General features: G+C 70.4%; 17 protein-coding genes. 4 read left to right on the plus strand and 13 right to left on the minus strand.

All coding sequences use genetic code 11. The annotated features are described in order from the left end of the window. Positions 1 to 30: 30 nt before the first annotated feature. Both ACFXOM_RS20860 and ACFXOM_RS20865 read left to right on the plus strand, forming a co-directional pair. Complete coding sequence (locus tag ACFXOM_RS20860; protein ID WP_384936647.1) at positions 31 to 651, plus strand: DUF47 domain-containing protein; 621 nt, start codon at positions 31 to 33, stop codon at positions 649 to 651. A gap of 6 nt (positions 652 to 657) precedes the next feature. Continuing rightward, positions 658 to 1,656, plus strand: a complete 999-nt coding sequence (locus tag ACFXOM_RS20865) for an anion permease (protein ID WP_384936650.1) — start codon at positions 658 to 660, stop codon at positions 1,654 to 1,656. 286 nt (positions 1,657 to 1,942) lie between these two features. On the opposite strand, the gene pstB is transcribed toward ACFXOM_RS20865, so the two are convergent. From pstB to mshD, 11 genes are all read right to left on the minus strand, one after another. Further along, entirely contained in the window at positions 1,943 to 2,719 is a 777-nt protein-coding gene (pstB, locus tag ACFXOM_RS20870) for a phosphate ABC transporter ATP-binding protein PstB (protein WP_384936653.1), read from the minus strand. Positions 2,720 to 2,744: 25 nt separating this feature from the next. Beyond that, the gene (pstA, locus tag ACFXOM_RS20875; protein WP_384936656.1) at positions 2,745 to 3,815 is read right to left on the minus strand and encodes a phosphate ABC transporter permease PstA; all 1,071 of its coding nucleotides are present in this window, start codon (positions 3,813 to 3,815) and stop codon (positions 2,745 to 2,747) included. Further along, complete coding sequence (gene pstC, locus ACFXOM_RS20880) at positions 3,815 to 4,807, minus strand: phosphate ABC transporter permease subunit PstC (RefSeq protein ID WP_384936658.1); 993 nt, start codon at positions 4,805 to 4,807, stop codon at positions 3,815 to 3,817. The genes pstA and pstC overlap by 1 nt, the downstream gene beginning before the upstream one ends. A 131-nt stretch (positions 4,808 to 4,938) precedes the next feature. Then, positions 4,939 to 6,072, minus strand: coding sequence for a phosphate ABC transporter substrate-binding protein PstS (gene pstS, locus ACFXOM_RS20885; RefSeq protein ID WP_384936661.1), 1,134 nt, complete (start codon positions 6,070 to 6,072; stop codon positions 4,939 to 4,941). Positions 6,073 to 6,571: 499 nt separating this feature from the next. Further along, positions 6,572 to 6,994: an NUDIX hydrolase gene (locus ACFXOM_RS20890; protein ID WP_384936664.1), complete on the minus strand. Its 423-nt coding sequence runs from the start codon at positions 6,992 to 6,994 to the stop codon at positions 6,572 to 6,574. After that, entirely contained in the window at positions 6,991 to 8,091 is a 1,101-nt protein-coding gene (locus ACFXOM_RS20895; RefSeq protein ID WP_384936667.1) for a CHAD domain-containing protein, read from the minus strand. The genes ACFXOM_RS20890 and ACFXOM_RS20895 overlap by 4 nt, the downstream gene beginning before the upstream one ends. Beyond that, the gene (locus tag ACFXOM_RS20900; RefSeq protein WP_384936669.1) at positions 8,078 to 10,300 is read right to left on the minus strand and encodes an RNA degradosome polyphosphate kinase; all 2,223 of its coding nucleotides are present in this window, start codon (positions 10,298 to 10,300) and stop codon (positions 8,078 to 8,080) included. The genes ACFXOM_RS20895 and ACFXOM_RS20900 overlap by 14 nt, the downstream gene beginning before the upstream one ends. 245 nt (positions 10,301 to 10,545) lie before the next feature. Next, positions 10,546 to 11,517, minus strand: coding sequence for a hypothetical protein (locus ACFXOM_RS20905; RefSeq protein WP_385038735.1), 972 nt, complete (start codon positions 11,515 to 11,517; stop codon positions 10,546 to 10,548). Further along, positions 11,514 to 12,395 (minus strand): ABC transporter ATP-binding protein, encoded by an 882-nt coding sequence (locus tag ACFXOM_RS20910; RefSeq protein ID WP_385038738.1) that lies wholly within the window; start codon positions 12,393 to 12,395, stop codon positions 11,514 to 11,516. The genes ACFXOM_RS20905 and ACFXOM_RS20910 overlap by 4 nt, the downstream gene beginning before the upstream one ends. Then, the gene (locus ACFXOM_RS20915) at positions 12,392 to 12,817 is read right to left on the minus strand and encodes a GntR family transcriptional regulator (RefSeq protein WP_385038741.1); all 426 of its coding nucleotides are present in this window, start codon (positions 12,815 to 12,817) and stop codon (positions 12,392 to 12,394) included. The genes ACFXOM_RS20910 and ACFXOM_RS20915 overlap by 4 nt, the downstream gene beginning before the upstream one ends. 79 nt (positions 12,818 to 12,896) lie before the next feature. Then, positions 12,897 to 13,820 carry a mycothiol synthase gene (mshD, locus tag ACFXOM_RS20920; RefSeq protein ID WP_384936680.1) on the minus strand — a complete coding sequence of 308 codons (924 nt, stop codon included), beginning with the start codon at positions 13,818 to 13,820 and terminating at the stop codon, positions 12,897 to 12,899. Positions 13,821 to 13,955: 135 nt separating this feature from the next. Here mshD and ACFXOM_RS20925 point away from each other — a divergent pair, with 135 nt between their 5' ends. Continuing rightward, entirely contained in the window at positions 13,956 to 15,791 is a 1,836-nt protein-coding gene (locus ACFXOM_RS20925) for a bifunctional metallophosphatase/5'-nucleotidase (RefSeq protein WP_385038744.1), read from the plus strand. Positions 15,792 to 16,039: 248 nt separating this feature from the next. Next, a complete protein-coding gene (locus ACFXOM_RS20930) occupies positions 16,040 to 16,912 on the plus strand; it encodes a phosphatidylinositol-specific phospholipase C (protein WP_384936686.1) in 873 nt (290 codons plus the stop codon). Here the strand turns inward: ACFXOM_RS20930 and ACFXOM_RS20935 are convergent. Next, positions 16,877 to 18,307 (minus strand): sensor histidine kinase, encoded by a 1,431-nt coding sequence (locus tag ACFXOM_RS20935; protein WP_384936689.1) that lies wholly within the window; start codon positions 18,305 to 18,307, stop codon positions 16,877 to 16,879. The genes ACFXOM_RS20930 and ACFXOM_RS20935 overlap by 36 nt on opposite strands. Then, the gene (locus ACFXOM_RS20940) at positions 18,304 to 19,038 is read right to left on the minus strand and encodes a response regulator transcription factor (RefSeq protein WP_384936692.1); all 735 of its coding nucleotides are present in this window, start codon (positions 19,036 to 19,038) and stop codon (positions 18,304 to 18,306) included. Before ACFXOM_RS20940 ends, ACFXOM_RS20935 begins: the two co-directional genes overlap by 4 nt.

The raw sequence follows: 19,038 nt of genomic DNA on the forward strand, positions 1-19,038 counted from the left end.
GACCGAAACCCAAGCCCCCGAGGACCCCACGTGCGATTTCGTCTGACCCCCAGGGAGACGAGCTTCTACGACATGTTCGCCGCCTCTGCGGACAACATCGTCACGGGCTCGAAGCTCCTGATGGAACTGCTCGGGGCCGATTCCTCCGCGCGCGCCGAGATCGCGGAGCGGATGCGGGCGGCGGAGCACGCCGGGGACGATGCCACCCACGCGATCTTCCACCAGCTGAACTCCTCCTTCATCACGCCGTTCGACCGTGAGGACATCTACTCCCTCGCGTCGTCGCTCGACGACATCATGGACTTCATGGAGGAGGCCGTCGACCTGGTCGTCCTCTACAACATCGAGGAGCTTCCCAAGGGCGTCGAGCAGCAGATCGAGGTGTTGGCGCGGGCGGCCGAGCTGACCGCGGAGGCCATGCCGCACCTGCGGACCATGGACAACCTCACCGAGTACTGGATCGAGGTCAACCGGCTCGAGAACCAGGCCGACCAGATCCACCGCAAGCTGCTCGCGCACCTTTTCAACGGCAAGTACGACGCCATCGAGGTGCTCAAGCTCAAGCAGGTCGTGGACGTACTGGAGGAGGCCGCGGACGCGTTCGAGCACGTGGCCAACACGGTGGAGACCATCGCGGTCAAGGAGTCCTGAGGCGTCGTGGACACCTTTGCGCTGGTCGTGACCATCGGGGTCGCGCTCTTCTTCACGTACACCAACGGCTTCCACGACTCCGCCAACGCGATCGCGACGTCCGTCTCCACCCGGGCCCTGACGCCGAGGGCGGCGCTGGCCATGGCCGCGGTGATGAACCTCGCCGGTGCCTTCCTGGGCAGCGGGGTCGCCAAGACGGTGAGCGAGGGCCTGATCGAGACGCCCAAGGGCGACCGCGGCATGGGCATCCTCTTCGCGGCGCTGGTCGGTGCGATCATCTGGAACCTGATCACCTGGTACTTCGGTCTGCCGTCGTCGTCCTCGCACGCGCTGTTCGGGGGCATGGTGGGCGCGGCGCTCGCGGGCGGGACCGAGGTGATCTGGGGCGGAGTCCTCGACAAGGTCATCATCCCGATGTTCGTGTCGCCGGTCGTGGGTCTCTTCGTGGGCTACCTGGTGATGTGCGCGATCATGTGGGGCTTCCGCAAGGCGAACCCAGCCAAGGCGAAGCGCGGCTTCCGGATAGCGCAGACCGTGTCGGCGGCCGGCATGGCACTGGGCCACGGCCTCCAGGACGCGCAGAAGACGATGGGCATCGTGGTGATGGCCCTGGTCATCGCGGACGTGGAGGACTACGGCGACCCGATCCCGGTGTGGGTGAAGCTCATCTGCGCGGTGATGTTGTCGCTCGGTACGTACGCGGGGGGCTGGCGGATCATGCGGACGCTCGGCCGGAAGATCATCGAGCTCGATCCGCCGCAGGGTTTCGCTGCGGAGACCACGGGGGCGTCGATCATGTTCGGCTCGGCCTTCCTGTTCCACGCGCCGATCTCGACGACGCACGTGATCACGTCGGCGATCATGGGCGTGGGGGCGACGAAGCGGGTGAACGCGGTGCGGTGGGGCGTCGCGAAGAACATCATCCTGGGGTGGTTCATCACGATGCCGGCGGCGGCGCTGGTCGCCGCGCTGAGCTTCTGGATCGTGAACCTGGCCTTCGGCTAGGGACCGTCGACGCCCCGGGGCGGGGTTCCCGGACCGCACGGGGGACCTTCGGCGGGCCTGCGACGTACCTCCCACACCGTGGCTCGGCCCGGACGCCGCCCGCGCTGCTCGGAACCCTCCACCCACCCACCCACCCACCCGGCCGCCGCCTCCGCCTCGTCCGCCCGAACCGCACTGCGCACAGCGCAAGCACAGACGTCGGCCCCCTCTCGTCCGAGAGGGGGCCGACCCTTCGCCTTGCGGTGGCACCGCCATGCAGCACCGCAGGGCAGCTCACGAGGTGGGCTCAGCCGAAGCGGCCCGAGATGTAGTCCTCCGTGGCCTGGACGGACGGGTTGGAGAAGATCCGCTCGGTCTCGTCGATCTCGATGAGCCGGCCGGGCTGGCCGACCGCCGCGAGGTTGAAGAAGGCTGTGCGGTCCGAGACCCGTGCCGCCTGCTGCATGTTGTGCGTCACGATGACGATCGTGAAGCGTTCCTTCAGCTCACCGATCAGGTCCTCGATCGCGAGCGTCGAGATGGGGTCCAGCGCCGAGCACGGCTCGTCCATCAGCAGGACGTCCGGTTCGACCGCGATCGCGCGGGCGATGCACAGGCGCTGCTGCTGGCCGCCGGAGAGGCCGGAGCCGGGCTTGTTCAGCCGGTCCTTGACCTCGTTCCAGAGGTTCGCGCCCTTGAGGGAGCGTTCGACGACGTCCTCGAGGTCGCGCTTCCTGACCTTGCCGTTCAGCCGCAGGCCCGCCGCCACGTTGTCGAAGATCGACATGGTCGGGAACGGGTTGGGGCGCTGGAACACCATGCCGACCGTGCGGCGCACGGCGACCGGGTCGACGTCCTTGCCGTAGAGGTTCTCGTCGTCGAGGAGCACCTTGCCCTCCACGCGGCCGCCGGGGGTGACCTCGTGCATCCGGTTCAGGGTGCGCAGGAAGGTGGACTTGCCGCAGCCGGAGGGGCCGATGAAGGCGGTCACGGAGCGGGGCTCCACGGTCATCGAGATGTCCTCGATCGCCTTGTGGGAGCCGTAGTAGGCGGTGAGGCCGCTGACGTCGATTCGCTTGGCCATTGAAATCACTTCCACATCGCCGCGGTCAGCGGCCGGTCTTCGGGGCCTTCCAGCGGGCGATGCCGCGGGCCACCAGGTTGAGGATCATGACGAAGGCGATGAGCACGAGGGCGGCGGACCAGGCGCGGTCGTACGACGCCTCACTGCCGACCTTGTACTGCTCCCAGATGTAGAAGGGGAGCGAGGACTGGGCGCCTTCGAACGGGTTGGCGTTGATCAGCTGGCTGCCGAAGACGAGCAGCATGATCGGGGCGGTTTCTCCGGCGATGCGGGCGATGGCCAGCATCACACCGGTGGTGATTCCACCGACCGCGGTCGGGATGACCACCTTGGTGATCGTGCGCCACTTGGGGACGCCGAGGGCGAGGGACGCCTCGCGCAGCTCGTTCGGCACGAGCTTGAGCATCTCCTCGGTGGAGCGGACGACGACCGGGATCATCAGGATCGCCAGGGCCAGCGAGCCCATGAGACCGGACGGGGAGAGGCCGGCCATCAGCATGATCGAGAGGATGAACAGGCCGGCGACGATGGACGGGATGCCCGTCATGACGTCGACGAAGAAGGTGACGGCCCGGGCCAGTGCGCCCTTGCCGTACTCGACGAGGTAGACGGCCGTCAGCAGGCCGATGGGTGCTGCCATCAGGGTCGCGAGCGCGACCTGTTCCAGTGTGCCGAGGATGGCGTGGTAGACGCCGCCGCCGGGCTCGAAGCCGGGGACCCCGGCCATCGAGTGGGTGAGGAAGTAGCCGCTGAGTGCCTTCACGCCACGGCTCACGGTGACCCAGATCAGCGAGAGCAGCGGGACGACGGCGAGGACGAAGCACACCCAGACGATGCTGGTGGCGAGGCGGTCCTTGGCCTGGCGACGGTTCTCGACCACCGAGGTGGTGGCGTAGGAGATGATCACGAAGAGCAGGGCCGCGATCAGGCCCCACTGGACCCGGCTTTCCCAGCCGGCGACCAGCCCGATGCCGACTCCGAGCGCGGCCGAGAGGGCGGCGATGGCGGGCTGGGCCCAGCGGGGGAGTCCGCGGCGGCTGAGCGCCGCGCCGCGGGGTGCTGCGGGACGGGCGTCCTGGAGGGTTGCGTGGCTCATCAGGCGTTCGCCCCCGAGTACTCCTTGCGGCGCGCGATGATCAGTCGTGCGGCGCCGTTGACCAGCAGGGTGAGGACGAAGAGGACGAGACCCGAGGCGATCAGTGCGTCCCGCCCGAATTCGTTCGCCTCGTCGAACTTGGCGGCGATGTTCTGGGCGAACGTCCCGCCGCCCGGGTTCAGGATGTGCAGGGAGATGACGAAGCTCGGGGACAGCACGGTGGCGACGGCCATCGTCTCGCCGAGCGCCCGGCCGAGGCCCAGCATCGAGGCGGAGATGACGCCGGAGCGGCCGAAGGGGAGCACCGAGAGGCGGATGACCTCCCAGCGGGTGGCGCCGAGTGCGAGCGCGGCTTCCTCGTTCATTCGCGGGACCTGCAGGAAGACCTCACGGCTGACGCTGGTCACGATCGGCAGGATCATGATCGCGAGCAGGATGCCGACGGTGAAGAGCGAGCGGGCGACGCCGACCTCGGTCTTCTCGAAGACGTAGGTCCAGCCCAGGTACTCGTCGAGCCAGAGGTTCAGCCCCTCCAGATACGGGACCAGGAAGAGGGCTCCCCAGATGCCGTAGATGATCGACGGCACGGCGGCGAGCAGGTCGACGACGTAGGCGAGGGGGGCGGCGACCTTGCGGGGCGCGTAGTGGGAGATGAAGAGCGCGATGCCGACGGCGATCGGCACGGCGATGGCCATCGCGATGATCGAGCTGACGATCGTGCCGAAGAGCAGGACGGCGATGCCGAAGACCGGCGGGTTGCCCGCCGGGTTCCAGTCGAAGGTCGTGAGGAAGTTGCCCTCGTCCTGGGAGATGGCGATCGCGGCACGGTAGCTGAGGAACACGGCGATCGACGCCATGATCACCAGCAGCAGGATGCCTGAGCCCCGGGAGAGGCCGAGGAAGATTCGGTCGCCCGCGCGGCCCGTGGACGTGCCGCGGCGGGCAGCGGCCGGGCCGGCCGGCGGTGTCTCTATGGGTGTGGTGGAAGCCATGATCTTTCCGGTCTGGGTGGGGGAAGCCCGCGGGTGTGCGGCTCCCCTGGCGGCGGTGCACCGGAGGTGGCGGGGGAGGCCGGCCCGGAAGGGTGCTCCGGGCCGGCCGTCCGCCCTTGCTGACGCTGGTCTCAGCTCAGGCTGTCGACGGTCTGTCGGACCTTGGCGTTGATCTCGGTCGGGATGGGGGCGTAGCCCGCGTCGCCGAGGAGCTTCTGCCCGTCGGCTGAGGCGGCGTAGTTCAGGAAGGACTTGACCGTACCCAGGGTCTCGGCCTTGTTGCCCGTGTCGCAGACGACCTCGTACGTCACCAGGACGAGCGGGTAGGCGCCGTCGGCCTTGGTGGTGTAGTCGAGGTCGAGAGCCAGGTCCTTGCCGGTGCCCTTGATCTTGGCGGCGGCGATGGCCTTCGAGGCGTTCTCGGAGGTGGCGTCGACCGGGGCGGCGGCGCCGGTGGCGACGCTGACCGTGGGGATGGACTGCGACTTGGCATAGGAGAGCTCGAAGTAGCCGATGGCACCCTCGACCTGCTTCACCTGGGCCGCGACGCCGGAAGAGCCCTGGGCAGCCTGGCCGCCGGGGGCGGGCCACTTCTTCTCCGCCTCGTACTTCCAGTCGTTCGGCGCGGCCTTGCCGAGGTACTTGCCGAGGTTCGCGGTGGTGCCGGAGTCCTCGGAGCGGTGGAAGGCCTGGATGGCCTTGTCCGGGAGCTTGGCCCCCGGGTTCAGCTTGGCGATCGCCGGGTCGTTCCACTTCTTGATCTTCGTGTCGAAGATCTTGGCAACGGTCGGCGCGTCGAGGACGAGCTTGTCGACGCCGGGGAGGTTGTAGCCGACGGCGATCGGACCGCCGACCATGGGCAGGTTGATGCCCTGGCCGCCCTTGCAGACCTTCTTCGACTCGGCGACCTCTTCGGGCTTGAGTGCCGAGTCGGAGCCGGCGAAGCCGACCGTGCCCTGGTTGAAGGCCACGATGCCCTCACCCGAGGAGGACGACTTGTAGTTGACCTCCACGCCGGTGCAGGCGGCCATGTAGTTCTTGACCCACAGGTCCATGGCGTTCTTCTGGGCGCTGGAACCGGATGCCAGGAGCTGGCCCTTGGCGCCGTCGCACTTGATGTTGGAGGCGGCGCTCGTCTTCGAGCCGGTGCCGCTGGTGCCGCCTGCGTTGTCGTCCGAGCCACACGCCGTGAGGACCAGGGCACCGGAGACGGCGAGGGCACCGAGCGCGGTGGCGCGAAGCCCGTTCTTGCGCTGAAGCTTCACTTTCGGGTGTTCCTTCCAGGAGCCGCCGGTCGGCGAGGAACCTTGTCGTCCTCGACATCTACGGCGGCGTGCGTCGCGGTGGGCGGTGCGGCACTGTGCCGGTCACCGTGTAAGCCAGAAATTAGGCAGAACAGGTGAAGCCGCCGACGGGGGACGGTAAACGGAAGGTGAACCCTGCTGGACAGTGGAGTGCCGCCTTTATCAGTGCGTGACCTGGGTCGGCAGCCGGGGCACAGTGGCTGACGCCGTGCGCCCGGAGCGTACGCCGGTGAGCGGCTGTCGCGTCCGGAGCAGGCGGCCCTCACCCCGGCGGTACACGGGTGGGAGGAGCGAATGGACGACGTATGGTGTCCATTGAACGACACATGGGCGGAATGTTCCCTGTCGAGTGCCGGCGACCGGTCGTCCGCGTCGGCTCTGCCGAGCATCGGCGGGTGGCCGCCCGTGAGTGCCGCGGGCGCCGCCGGGACTGCCCGCCCCAGGCACGGCCGGCAAACGCTCAGCGCCGTGCGAGCGTCTTCACCAGGGCGTGCAGCAGATCCCGGTCGCGTGGCTCGGTGAGCCGGTCGCGGGCCTCGGGCGGAGCCAGCCAGACGATCCGGTCGACCTCGTCACCCGGGACGAACGCCCCGGGCTCCTCCGCTTCCGCCGCCCAGTAGCTGACCTGCTTGGGTCTGCCCGCGACGACGTAGTGGACGGTCGGGAGGGCCGCCCCGGGCGTGGCTCGGTGGCCCGTCTCCTCCAGCACCTCGCGGAGGGCACCGGCAAGGGCGTCCTCCCCGCGTTTCAGCTTGCCCTTGGGATGCGACCAGTCGTCGTACCGGGGGCGGTGGACAAGACAGACCTCGATGCCGCCGTCCCCGGACGGGGAACGCCGCCACAGCACGCAGCCTGCGGCGAGAACGGGACCCGGGGGGTTCACGGCGCGCTCACCGTCTGCCGGCTCTTCGGTCCGCCGGACGGGGGCGGGACGTCCTGCCAGGCCTGCTGGAAGTCGAAGCGGGCGGCCTCCACCTCGAGTCGCTGGTCGGCGTGGAGCACACCGAGGGCGTAGGCGGTCGCCGGGGCGATACGCGGGGTGCGGGCCGCCGATGCGGCGGCAGCCGCGGCCTCGGCGGCGTTCCGATGCCGGTCCAGGGCGCGGCTCGCGGTGTTCAGCCGGGGATCGGCGGCAGCCGTGCCGTCCCCCGCGGCCAGCACCTCCCGTGCGTACCGGTGCAGCCGCAGGAGCAGCCGGACCTGGTGCCAGGGCGCGTCCTGGGCCTCGCCCGCGGAGGCGTTGGCCAGTCCGTGGACCAGCGCCTCCGCGTTGTAGGGGTGGGCCGCCCGGGCGAGCGGCAGGGCGGTGACCGCCTCCAGGAGCCGACCCTCGGCGGTCCCGGCGGGTCCCGCCAGGGCGCAGCCGGGAGCAGCGGCGGCCGAGGCCAACGGCACCTCGGAAGCCAGCACGGCGACGGCGTCGGCGACCGCGTGGAACCGGGACGATCCGAGAACCTGCAGCGCCGTGGAGTGGGCCCGGGTGCGGCCGAGCGTGAGCTGCCGTTCCAGCAGGGCGGCCGCCCGCGCTGCCCCGACGGTGAGTGCTCCGCGCCCGGTCGGCCCCTGGCCGTCCTGCGGCCCACCGGCCCCCGGCGGCTCGTGCCGTCCGGTGGCGGACCGCGCCGCCGGGACGGGGTGGGCGCCGCAGAGCCGGGCCAGCGCGTCGAGCAGCCGCGCCAATCGGGCGGTGCAGGCGTGCTCCTCGGCGAGGACACCGGAGAGCCAGGCGAGTTCGGCGCGCAGCTGGTCGGCCCAGGTCGGGTCGAGCAGCGTGCGGAAGGTGTGTAGGGTGCCGCCGATGCGGCGGGCGGCGCAGCGGAGGGCTCCGACGGCGTCCTCCGCGTCCGAGCCGGCCGCACCGCTCTCCCCGTGCAGCCGCAGACTGCGCAGGAAGGCCCCCGCTTGCAGGTGCAGGTACCGGGCCAGGACCTGGTCGGCACCGGCCCCCCGCGGCACCGGGGGAAGGTCAGGGCTGTGCACGCCGGCGCCTCCGCGCATCGATGAGCATCTCCTGTACGTGCCGCAGCGGTTGGCCGTCGGCATCGGTCGCGTGCCGTGTCCACTCGCCGTCCGGGCCGAGGTGCCAGGACGACGTGGAGTCCGACATGCCGGTTTCCAGCAGGCGGTTGAGCGCGGCGCGGTGGGCCGGGTCGGTGACCCGCACGAGGGCCTCTATCCGCCGGTCCAGGTTGCGGTGCATCATGTCGGCGCTGCCGAACCACACTTCCGGCTCGCCGCCGTTGCCGAAGGCGAACACCCTGGAGTGCTCCAGGAAGCGGCCCAGGACGGAGCGGACCCGGATGTTCTCCGAGAGGCCCGGTACTCCGGGGCGTAGCGCACAGATGCCGCGCACCCAGACGTCCACCGGCACACCGGCCTGCGACGCCCGGTAGCAGGCGTCGATGATCGCTTCGTCGACCATCGAGTTGGCCTTGATGCGCACGTACGCGGGGCGGCCCGCCCGGTGGTGTGCCGCCTCCTTGTTGATGCGGGAAACCAGGCCGTCGCGCAGCGACTTGGGTGCCACCAGCAGCCTGCGGTAGGTCTCCCGCCGGGAATAGCCGGACAGCCGGTTGAAGAGGTCGGAGAGGTCGGCTCCGACCTGCGGGTCGGCGGTGAGCAGACCGAGGTCCTCGTAGAGCCGCGCGGTCTTCGGGTGGTAGTTGCCTGTGCCGACGTGGGAGTAGCGGCGCAGGATGTCGCCCTCCTGGCGAACCACCAGCGACAGCTTGCAGTGGGTCTTCAGGCCGACCAGTCCGTAGACCACGTGGCAGCCGGCCTCCTCGAGCTTGCGGGCCCACTTGATGTTGGCCTGCTCGTCGAAACGCGCCTTGATCTCGACGAGGACGAGGACCTGCTTGCCGGACTCGGCGGCGTCGATCAGTGCGTCGACGATCGGTGACTTTCCGGAGGTCCGGTACAGGGTCTGCTTGATCGCGAGGACGTCCGGGTCGGCGGCTGCCTGTTCCAGGAAGGCCTGGACGGAGGTCGAGAACGAGTCGTAGGGGTGGTGCAGCAGCACGTCCCGTTCACGCAGGGCGGCGAAGATGTCGGGCGCCGACGCCGACTCGACCTCGGCGAGGTCACGGTGCGTGCCGGCGATGAACTTCGGGTACTTCAGCTCCGGCCTGTCCTGCGACGCGATGCCGAAGAGGCCGGTCAGGTCGAGCGGCCCGGGCAGCGGGTAGACCTCGGACTCGGAGATCTTCAGCTCGCGCACCAGCAGGTCCAGCACGTACGGGTCGATGGACTCCTCGACCTCCAGACGCACCGGAGGACCGAAGCGGCGCCGCAGGAGCTCCTTCTCCAGGGCCTGGAGCAGGTTCTCCGCGTCGTCCTCCTCGACCTCCAGGTCCTCGTTCCTGGTCACCCGGAACATGTGGTGCGCCAGCACCTCCATGCCGGGGAACAGCTCCTCCAGGTGCGCTGCGATGACGTCCTCCAGGGGGACGTAGCGCTGCGGAGAGGCCTCCAGGAAGCGGGACAGCAGCGGGGGCACCTTGACCCGGGCGAAGTGGCGGTGGCCGCTGACCGGGTTGCGCACGACCACGGCGAGGTTGAGCGACAGCCCGGAGATGTACGGGAACGGGTGCGCGGGGTCGACCGCCAAGGGGGTGAGCACCGGGAAGATCTGCTGGCGGAAGAGGGTGAAGAGGCGGGCCTGCTCCTTCTCGGTGAGCTCGGGCCAGCGGATGAGGTGGATGCCCGCGTCGGCCAGGGCGGGTGCGACGTCCTGCTGGTAGCAGGCGGCGTGCCGGGCCATGAGCTCGCGGGAGCGGTTCCAGATCAGCTCCAGGACCTCGCGGGGCTGCAGGCCGGAGGCGGAGCGGGTGGCGACGCCGGTCGCGATGCGTCGCTTGAGTCCGGCCACCCGGACCATGAAGAACTCGTCCAGGTTCGAGGCGAAGATCGCGAGGAAGTTCGCCCGTTCGAGGAGCGGTGTCGCGGGGTCCTCGGCGAGTTCCAGCACCCGTTCGTTGAACGCGAGCCAACTGCGCTCACGGTCCAGGAAGCGGCCGGGAGGCAGCTCGGCGCCCTCCGTGTCGTCCTCGTACGCATCGACATCTGCGTCGAGGTCGGGTTCGAGGTCGGACACCGCGGCGGAGACCGCGTGCGGGCGGTGCGCGGCTATGGAACCGACGGACGGCTGGACGTGCTGGACCGGGACCTCGGCGGGCTGCTGACTCATGACCCCATTCTTCCGCGCGGAGGGGTGTTCGGGCGCGCTGGAGGCGGCCGGTACGAGGCGAATTCTGCCGTTGGGGGAGGCAGGCAGAGCAGGCTGCATGCACCGAGAGTCGCAAGAATGTCTGAATGCCCGGTAACGACGACATGACGTACGGGGGATCGGGGCGGGGACCCCGGGGGTGATCGCGGGGTCCCCGCGGTGCGCAACGCGGCGTCGAGCGGACGGATTCGGGCGTCCGCGCCGGTTCAACCGTGGCGGCGGCGTACCATCCGGAAGGCCGCCACGGTCAGCAGGGCCGCCGTGGCGAGCACGAGGCCGGACTCGACGAGTTGCAGCGGCCAGAAGTGCGAGGCGGGGTGGTAGACCTCGTACCTCCCGGCGATGCCCCCGGGCGGGCGGCACCTGATCACCGCCCCCGTCGCGTCCCGGCAGGGGCCGGTGACGAGCTGCCCCGTGCCGGTCACCCACGCGCTCTCCAGTTGCCACCAGCTGCCGGGCATGCCCGGGTAGCTGCCGAGGACCGTGCGCCGGGCCGCGGGCCACAGCAGCTCCCGGTAGCGCTCGGCCAGGAAGGCGGCGCTCGCGGTGATCCCGAGAGCGAGCCCGGCCGCGGGCAGCGCGCGGCGTAGGACCAGGCCCGCGAACGCGCCCGCTGCGAGGGCCAGCAGCGCATGGGCCTGCGCGGAGGGACCGAGGGCCCGGAAGACCTCGTCGGCGTACCACGCTGACCCGAGTGCGTCCGCGCCCGCGCTCCGGGGCCAGCGGTAGAGCAGCGAGAGCAGCGTCATGCAGGTGGTGATCAGCAGTGCGGCGGGCAGGAGCTTCGAGGCGAGCCAGCGGGCCGGGGTGCCGGACTGCGCCCAGGCCAGCGCGGCCGTACCGCGTTCCAGCTCACGGCCGATCAATACGCCTCCCGCGTACAGCGCGACCGCGAGCGGGAGCCAGGCGATCACCGTGGAGGCGAGGCTCATGTGGTGGGTGAAGTCGTGGCCGGGGCTGGAGAAGGCATCGAGCGGTTCGCACGCGGGGGTGCCGTCGCGCGGGGGCCACTCGCAGGAGTGGTTTTCCACCGCAGCCTGCCGTCCCAGTCCGTGCAACCAGATCAGGCCCGCAGCCGCGCCGAGTGTGAGGCCCAGGCACACGAGCAGCGCACTCCGGTGCACCCTCAGCGCTACCCAGGTGAGGCCGCGGGGCCGGAAGGCAGCGAGGGCGTTCATGCCGGGACCTCCGCGGTCGGGGTGAGCAACGCCGGGGCGTCGGGGTTGCGCAGATGGGCCATGAGGAGTTCCTCCAGAGAGGGCCGGTCGGCCCGCCAGGCGTCGCCCACCGCGTGGGGCCCCCTTATCAGCGCGGTCAGCTGACGTCCCGTCGTACGGGATTCGACCACGGTCTGCGGGTCCAGTGCGGCGACCGGGCCGGTGAGGAGGGTGTGTGCGAGCAGAAGGTCCTCTGTCTCACCACCGAGACGGACCCGACCGCCGTCGACGAGCAGGACGTAGTCGCAGGTGGCTTCCAGTTCGGACAGGATGTGCGAGGCGATCACCACGGTGGTGCCGTGCTCGGCTGCGTCGGCCATCAGGAGGCCCGTCAGCCGGCGCCGGGACAACGGGTCGATGTCGGCCATCGGTTCGTCCAGCAGCAGCAGTTCGGGGCGCTTGCCGAGGGCCAGAGCAAGGGAGACACAGGTCCGCTGTCCTCCGGAGAGGGTGCGGATCCGGGCGCCCGGGTCCAGGCCGCCGTCGGCGACGGCGCGTTCGGCGAGCCCCGCGTTCCAGCGGCCGCGGTTGAGCTCACGGCCCAGGCGTAGGGTGTCCCGGACGCTGAGCTGCGGGTGGAGGGGCTTGTCCTGGGCGACGTACGCGAACCGCTCCCGCACGGAGGCCGGGTCGCCGCCCAGCACGCGCACGGTACCCCCACTCGGCCTCAGCAGTCCGGCTGCGAGGGCGAGGAGGGTGGACTTGCCGGCGCCGTTGGGCCCGACCAGCGCGCAGATTCGACCGGCGGGTAGTCGGAAGGAGACGTCGTGGAGAACGGGTCCGCGGCGTATGCCGTACCTGTGGTCTAGTCCTCTGGCCTCTATGGCCGTGGTCGTCATGCGCGGTCCCCCTTGTGCAGCTCCACCGGCTGCTCCAGCTCTTCGAACACGGAGGCGAAGAGCGCCGTGATGTCGTCTCTCTCCAGGCCGGCGGCCCCCGCGCGGGCCATCCAGGCGCCGAGCTCGGCGCGCAGGGCGGCGTGGTCGGCCGCGCCGACCCCGCCCAGGGTGCGGCGTACGAAGGTCCCCAGGCCGCGACGTGCCTCCACCAGCCCCTCGCGTTCCAGTTCCCGGTACGCCTTGAGTACGGTGTTGGGGTTGATCGCGGTCGCCTCCACCACCTCGCGGGCCGTCGGCAATCGGTCCCCGGGCTCCAGCAGTCCGAGCCGTAGGGCGTGTTTCGTCTGCTGGACGATCTGGAGATAGGTGGCGACCCCGCTGCGCCGGTCGATCCGGTACTCGATCGCGCACCACCCTTTCACTAATTAAGTAGTGAAAGGGTGGTGGAAGAGAGGGGGCGATGTCAACCGCCCCCTGTCGTTCGTGCCGTGGACGGTCAGCTCACGTCTCCGTGCGGTACATCAGGTCCACCTCGTGGGTGACGAAGCCGAGCCGCTCGTAGACCCGCAGGGCCGCCGTGTTGTCCGCGTCCACGTACAGCATGGCCGTCGGCAGGGCCTGGGCGGCCAGGTGGCGCATGCCGACCGCGGTGAGGGCGTGGCCGAGGCCGATGCCCTGCGCGTCCGGGCGGATGCCGAGGACGTAGATCTCGCCGAGCTGGTCCTCCGCGTGGACCTTCGTCCAGTGGAAGCCGATGATCTCGCCCGCCCGCTCGGCCAGGAAGAAGCCTTTGGGATCGAACCAGGACTCTCCCTTGCGGTCGTCGAGGTCCCGCTGGGTCAGTGCCCCCTGCTCGGGGTGGTGGGCGAAGGCCGCCGCGTTGACCGCGAGCCAGGCGGTGTCGTCCTGGCCGGGGACGAACGTACGGATCGTGACCCCTTCCGGAAGCGTCGGCTCCGGGATGTCGAGGGGAGCCAAGGGGCGGCGCAGCTGGCGAAGTTCGCGGAACAGCGTCAGCCCGAGGACCTGCGCGAGGTGCCGGGCGGCGGACTTGCCGCCGTGCGCCCACATCCGCAGCCGCTTGCCGGACGTGGCGAGCAGGGCGTTGCCGAGGGCCCTGCCGTGGCCCCGGCCGCGGTGGCCCGGGTGGACGACCAGTTCGGCGGCCGGTGCCTCCACCGGGTCGGTGTCCTCCAGCTGGGCGTAGCCGCGGAGGTCCCCGGCGACCGTGAGCAGGAAGTGCCGCACGCCCTCGCGCTGTCCGTGGCGCAGCTGCAACCGCCCCTGCTCGGACACGGCCTGCATGCCGTCGGCGCGAGCGGCCACGGACAGCAGGGTGAGGACGTCTTCGGCCTGGTCGGGAGTGAGCTCGTCGAGCGTCTGGATCTGCCGGCCGGGCTCGAGGGCGGGGGCTGCGTCAGTCATATGACGAGGGTACGGCGCCGGACCGCAGCCGATCGGAAACCAGGTCGTAACCCGATACCCCCTGTCGCGCTACGCGCGTTGACTCTAGGCTGCCCGGCTGAGCACAGTTGTCACGCTGAACTGACAAGGGGACAGATGTCAGCGACATCGCACCAGAAGCGCCGCCGCGCACTCGCGGCCGTCGCGGGATTGACTACCGTCGGCGCACTGGTCGCCGCCATGCCCGCCGGGGCGCACGAACGCGGCAACGGACACGGACACGGACACGGACACGGGGGTTACGGACACAGTCGTACCGTCGACGTGCAGCTGCTGTCCTTCAACGACCTGCACGGGAACCTTCAGCCGCCGGCCGGCTCGTCCGGACGGGTCACGCACACCGACGAGGACGGCACCACCCGCACCATCGACGCGGGTGGCGCCGAGTACCTGGCGACCCACCTGCGCACCGCGCGCAAGGGGCACCCGTACTCCATCACGGCCGCCGCGGGCGACATGGTCGGCGCCTCCCCGCTGCTCTCCGGGCTCTTCCACGACGAGCCGACCATCGAGGCGCTCAACAAGCTGGAGCTGGACGTCACTTCCGTGGGCAACCACGAGTTCGACGAGGGCGCCAAGGAACTGGCCCGCATGCAGTACGGCGGCTGCCACCCCACGGAGGGCTGCTTCGAGAAGACGGCCAAGGGCAAGCCGAAGCGGTTCCGCGGCGCGGACTTCCCGTACCTCGCCGCCAACGTCACCAAGGAGAAGACCGGTCGTCCGATCCTCGACCCGTACTTCATCTGGGAGAAGAACGGCGTCAAGATCGGCTTCATCGGTGTGACCCTGGAGGGCACGCCCGGCATCGTCAACGCGAACGGCATCAAGGGCCTCGCGTTCCGCGACGAGGTCGAGACGATCAACAAGTACACGAAGGTGCTGGAGCGCAAGGGCGTCAAGTCCATCGTCGCCCTGCTCCACGAGGGCGGCATGCCCGCCTCGGGCTCGTACAACTACAACTGCGACAGCCCCGGACCCGGCGACGGCATCTCCGGACCGATCGTCGACATCGCCAAGCACGTGAGCCCGCAGGTCGACGCCCTGGTCACCGGGCACACCCACCAGGCGTACGTGTGCAGCATCCCGGACCCGTCCGGCAAGCCGCGCATGGTCACGTCCGCGGCCTCGTTCGGCCGGCTCTACACCGACACCACGCTCACGTACGACCGCCGCACCAAGGACATCGTGCGCACGTCCGTGGCCTCCGCCAACCGCGTCGTCACCCGTGACGTCCCGAAGGCCCAGGACATGACCCGGCTGATCGACCGCTGGAACACGCTCGCGGCCCCCGTCGCGAACCGTCCCGTCGGCTACATCTCCGCCGACATCGACAATCCGGCCGATGCGGCCGAGAAGCCGCTCGGCGACCTGATCGCGGACGCGCAGCTGGAGGGCATGGCCCCGGCGGACAAGGGCGGCGCGCAGCTCGCACTGATGAACCCGGGCGGCGTCCGTGCCCCCCTGGTCCACAAGGCGTCCGGCAGCGAGGGCGACGGTGTGGTCACCTACGGTGAGGCGTTCACCGTGCAGCCGTTCACCAACATGATGACGGCCGTCGACCTGACCGGTGCCCAGCTGATCACTGCCCTCCAGCAGCAGGTCAGCGGATCGAACGAGGCCGCGCCGAAGATCCTCCAGGTGTCGAAGGGCTTCACCTACACCCTCGACATGACCAAGACCGGTGCCGACCGGATCGTGGTCTCCTCGGTGAAGCTGAACGGTGAGGCGATCGACCCGGCGAAGACCTACCGGGTCGCGATGAACGAGTTCCTGGCGGGCGGTGGCGACGGTTTCGCCGTGCTGAAGGAGAGCAAGAACAAGCTGGTCGGTGCCTCCGACCTGGAAGCCCTGAACGCCTACCTGGCCGCGCACTCCAGCGCGAGCGCTCCGCTTGCGCCGCCGGTCGCGGACCGGATCACGGTCGTCAAGTAACGCGTCGGGCACGGCAGTCGAGCCGGCAGTCGAGCCGGCAGGAGGGCGGTGGGTCCACGGTGGCCCACCGCCCTTCGCCGTGTGTGCCGCGTTCCGTGTGTGCCTGCCGTGTGCCGTGTGCCGCGTGTGCCGCGTTCCGTGTCCGTCGCGTTCCGCCCAGGAGACTGCCATGTCATGGGCATGTCTGGCATCATCCGGTGGCCGACCGCGGTCCCCACACCGCGGAGGCCGACTGAGGAGACGTGCACATGTCCCTGACCAGACGAGGATTCCTGGCGGGCGCCGTCGCAGCGTCCGCCACCACCTTCACCGGCCGTCCCGCACTCGCCGCGCAGCGCCGCACCCCGCTCGCCCCCCAGGACTGGATGAGCGGCATCGACGGCGCCAGAGCACTCGCGACACTGACCATCCCCGGCACGCACGACTCGGGCGCCCGCTTCGGCGGGCTCTGGACCGAGTGCCAGAACACCACCGTCGCCGCCCAGTTGACCTCCGGAATCCGCTTCCTCGACGTGCGCTGCCGGGTCACCGGCGGCTCCTTCGCCATCCACCACGGCGCCTTCTACCAGAGAATGATGTTCGGCGACGTCCTCATCGCCTGTCGCGACTTCCTCTCCAGCCACCCCGGCGAGACCATCCTCATGCGGGTGAAGCAGGAGTACTCCGGCGAGAGCGACGCCACCTTCCGGAGCATCTTCGACGACTACCTCGACCGCCGCGGCTGGCGCCCGCTCTTCCACATCGACGGCACCCTCCCACCGCTCGGACGCGCACGCGGCACGGTCGTCCTCATCGCGGACAACGGCGGACTGCCCGGCGTCCACTGGAGCGACGCCGCCGTCTTCGACGTCCAGGACGACTGGAACGCCGAACCCGGCGCCAAGTACCCCAAGGTAGAAGCCCACTTCCGCAAGGCCGTGGCCCAGCCCGGCAAGCTCTACGTCAACTTCGTCAGCACCTCGGCCTACCTGCCGCCGCGCTGGAACTCCGACCGGCTCAACCCCCGCGTCCACTCCTTCCTCGACGGCGAGGCGAGCGACTGGAAGGGCCTCGGCATCGTGCCGCTGGACTACCCGAACACCCGCTCAGGACTGGTCGACTCCCTCATCCGGCACAACTGACGACGGATCCGGCGGTGCCGTCGGCGCCCCGGGCAGCCTGACCACCGCGACCGTGCCACCGCCCTCCGCGGGCCGCAGCTCGACCTCCCCGCCCGCCTGCTGCACGGTCCGGGCCACGATCGACAGACCGAGGCCCGAACCGGGCAGCGCGCGTGCCGACGGGGACCGCCAGAACCGCTCGAAGACGTGCGGCAGCTCCTCCGGCGCCACTCCGGGACCGTGGTCGCGGACCGTCAGCACACCCCGGTCCAGCAGCACCTCGACCGAACCGCGCGGCGGGGAGAACTTCACCGCGTTGTCCAGCACGTTGACCAGTGCCCGCTCCAGTGCCGCCGGCTCGGCCCGTACGTACCAGGGTCGCAGTTCGGCGCTGATCGTCAGCTCCGGGCCGCGCAGCCGTGCCCGCTCCAGCGCCGTCCGCGCCACGTCGTGCAGCGCGACGACCCGGACCTGGCCCGGCGCAGCGCTGTCCGGCCGCGACAGCTCCTGAAGGTCACCGATCAGCGCCGCCAGCTCCGTCATCTGTGCCTTCACCGACGCCAGCAACGCCGCCCGGTCCTCCGACGGCAGCGCCCTGCCCGTCTGCTCGCTACGGGCCAGCAGCTCGATGTTCGTCCGTAGCGAGGTCAGGGGGGTCCGCAGCTCGTGCCCCGCGTCGGCGATCAGCTGCGCCTGCCGGTCCCGGGACGACGCGAGCGCCGCCGTCATCTGGTTGAACGAAAGCGACAGCCGGGCGATCTCGTCCTCGCCGTCCACCGGGATCCGCACGGTCAGGTCCTCCGTGCGGGCCACGTGCTCCACGGCCTCGGTGAGCCGGTCCACCGGCTTCAGCCCGGTACGCGCCACCCACAGCCCGGCCGCGCCGGCGGCCACGACACCCGCACCGGCAAGTCCGGTCAGCAACAGGGCGAGCCGGTCCAGAGCGCTGTCGATCTCGTTCAGCGGGCGGGCCACCGACACCGTGAACTCCACCCCCCGGACCTGCATGCGCTGGGTGTTCACCCGCACGTCGTCACCGACGTCCGTCGTGCTGCCGTGCAGGACCTGGCGCGTCAGGCCCCGTGCCACGGCGACGTCCTCCGGCTGCACCCTCACGGGCTCCGAGTACCCCACCACACAGCGCGTGCCGTCCGCCGAAACGATCTGGACGTACGCGAACGCCTTGCCCACGCCGGAGGGCTTCGGGCGCCCGCCCTGACAGGCGCTCCAGGCGGCGAGCACCTCATTGGCCGGGGCGGTCAGCTTCTCCAGCGTCGTGTCCAGCTCCTGACGCAGCTGCGCCCTGGCCAGCAGCCAGCACGCGACGGCCACCGCAGCCACCGCGGCGGCCACCGCGGTCGCCGTCAGCAACGCCAGTCTCGACCGCAGCGGGAGTGCCTGGAACCTGCCGATCACTCCGGCGACCCCTCCCGCAACGCGTAGCCGACCCCGCGGACCGTGTGGACCAGCCGGGGTTCGCCCCCCGCCTCCGTCTTGCGGCGCAGGTACATCACGTACACGTCCAGCGAGTTGGAGCTGGGTTCGAAGTCGAACCCCCACACGGTCTTCAGGATCTGCTCCCGGGTCAGCACCTGCCGGGGATGCTGCAGGAACAGCTCCAGCAGCGTGAACTCGGTACGGGTCAGCTCCACGCGTCGCGCACCGCGGGTCACCTCGCGGGTCGCCTGGTCCATCCGCAGGTCGGCGAAGGACAACACGTCCCCGGGCCCCTCCGTGGCGTCGGTCGCCGCCCCGTACCCGCTGCGCCGCAGCAACGCCCTGATCCGAGCGAAGAGCTCGTCCAGCTCGAACGGCTTCACCAGGTAGTCGTCGGCCCCCGCGTCGAGGCCGGTGACCCGGTCCCCGACGGTGTCCCGCGCGGTGAGCATCAGGATCGGTAGCGTGGAGCCGGCCGAACGGATGCGGCGGGCGGCCGTCAGTCCGTCCATGCGCGGCATCTGGACGTCGAGGACGACCAGATGCGGATCGTACGAAGCGACCTTGGCCAGCGCCTCGACACCGTCGGCCGCGACCTCGGTGCCGTACCCCTCGAACGCGAGACTGCGCTGGAGCGCCTCGCGCACGGCGGGCTCGTCGTCGACGATGAGGATGCGGTCGCGGCCGTCGTCACCAGGGGCTGTCGTCAT

Origin of the sequence: Streptomyces sp. NPDC059169 (assembly GCF_042755225.1) — a bacterium.
Taxonomy (GTDB): domain Bacteria; phylum Actinomycetota; class Actinomycetes; order Streptomycetales; family Streptomycetaceae; genus Streptomyces.

What these genes read in the sequence shown, in the direction of transcription:
- pstC (WP_384936658.1), bottom strand. Translation starts at nt 4,807, where the DNA reads ATGGCTTCCACCACACCCATAGAGACACCGCCGGCCGGCCCGGCCGCT.
- pstA (WP_384936656.1), bottom strand. Translation starts at nt 3,815, where the DNA reads ATGAGCCACGCAACCCTCCAGGACGCCCGTCCCGCAGCACCCCGCGGC.
- ACFXOM_RS20900 (WP_384936669.1), bottom strand. Translation starts at nt 10,300, where the DNA reads ATGAGTCAGCAGCCCGCCGAGGTCCCGGTCCAGCACGTCCAGCCGTCC.
- ACFXOM_RS20930 (WP_384936686.1), top strand. Translation starts at nt 16,040, where the DNA reads ATGTCCCTGACCAGACGAGGATTCCTGGCGGGCGCCGTCGCAGCGTCC.
- ACFXOM_RS20925 (WP_385038744.1), top strand. Translation starts at nt 13,956, where the DNA reads ATGTCAGCGACATCGCACCAGAAGCGCCGCCGCGCACTCGCGGCCGTC.
- pstB (WP_384936653.1), bottom strand. Translation starts at nt 2,719, where the DNA reads ATGGCCAAGCGAATCGACGTCAGCGGCCTCACCGCCTACTACGGCTCC.
- ACFXOM_RS20905 (WP_385038735.1), bottom strand. Translation starts at nt 11,517, where the DNA reads ATGAACGCCCTCGCTGCCTTCCGGCCCCGCGGCCTCACCTGGGTAGCG.
- ACFXOM_RS20940 (WP_384936692.1), bottom strand. Translation starts at nt 19,038, where the DNA reads ATGACGACAGCCCCTGGTGACGACGGCCGCGACCGCATCCTCATCGTC.
- ACFXOM_RS20910 (WP_385038738.1), bottom strand. Translation starts at nt 12,395, where the DNA reads ATGACGACCACGGCCATAGAGGCCAGAGGACTAGACCACAGGTACGGC.
- mshD (WP_384936680.1), bottom strand. Translation starts at nt 13,820, where the DNA reads ATGACTGACGCAGCCCCCGCCCTCGAGCCCGGCCGGCAGATCCAGACG.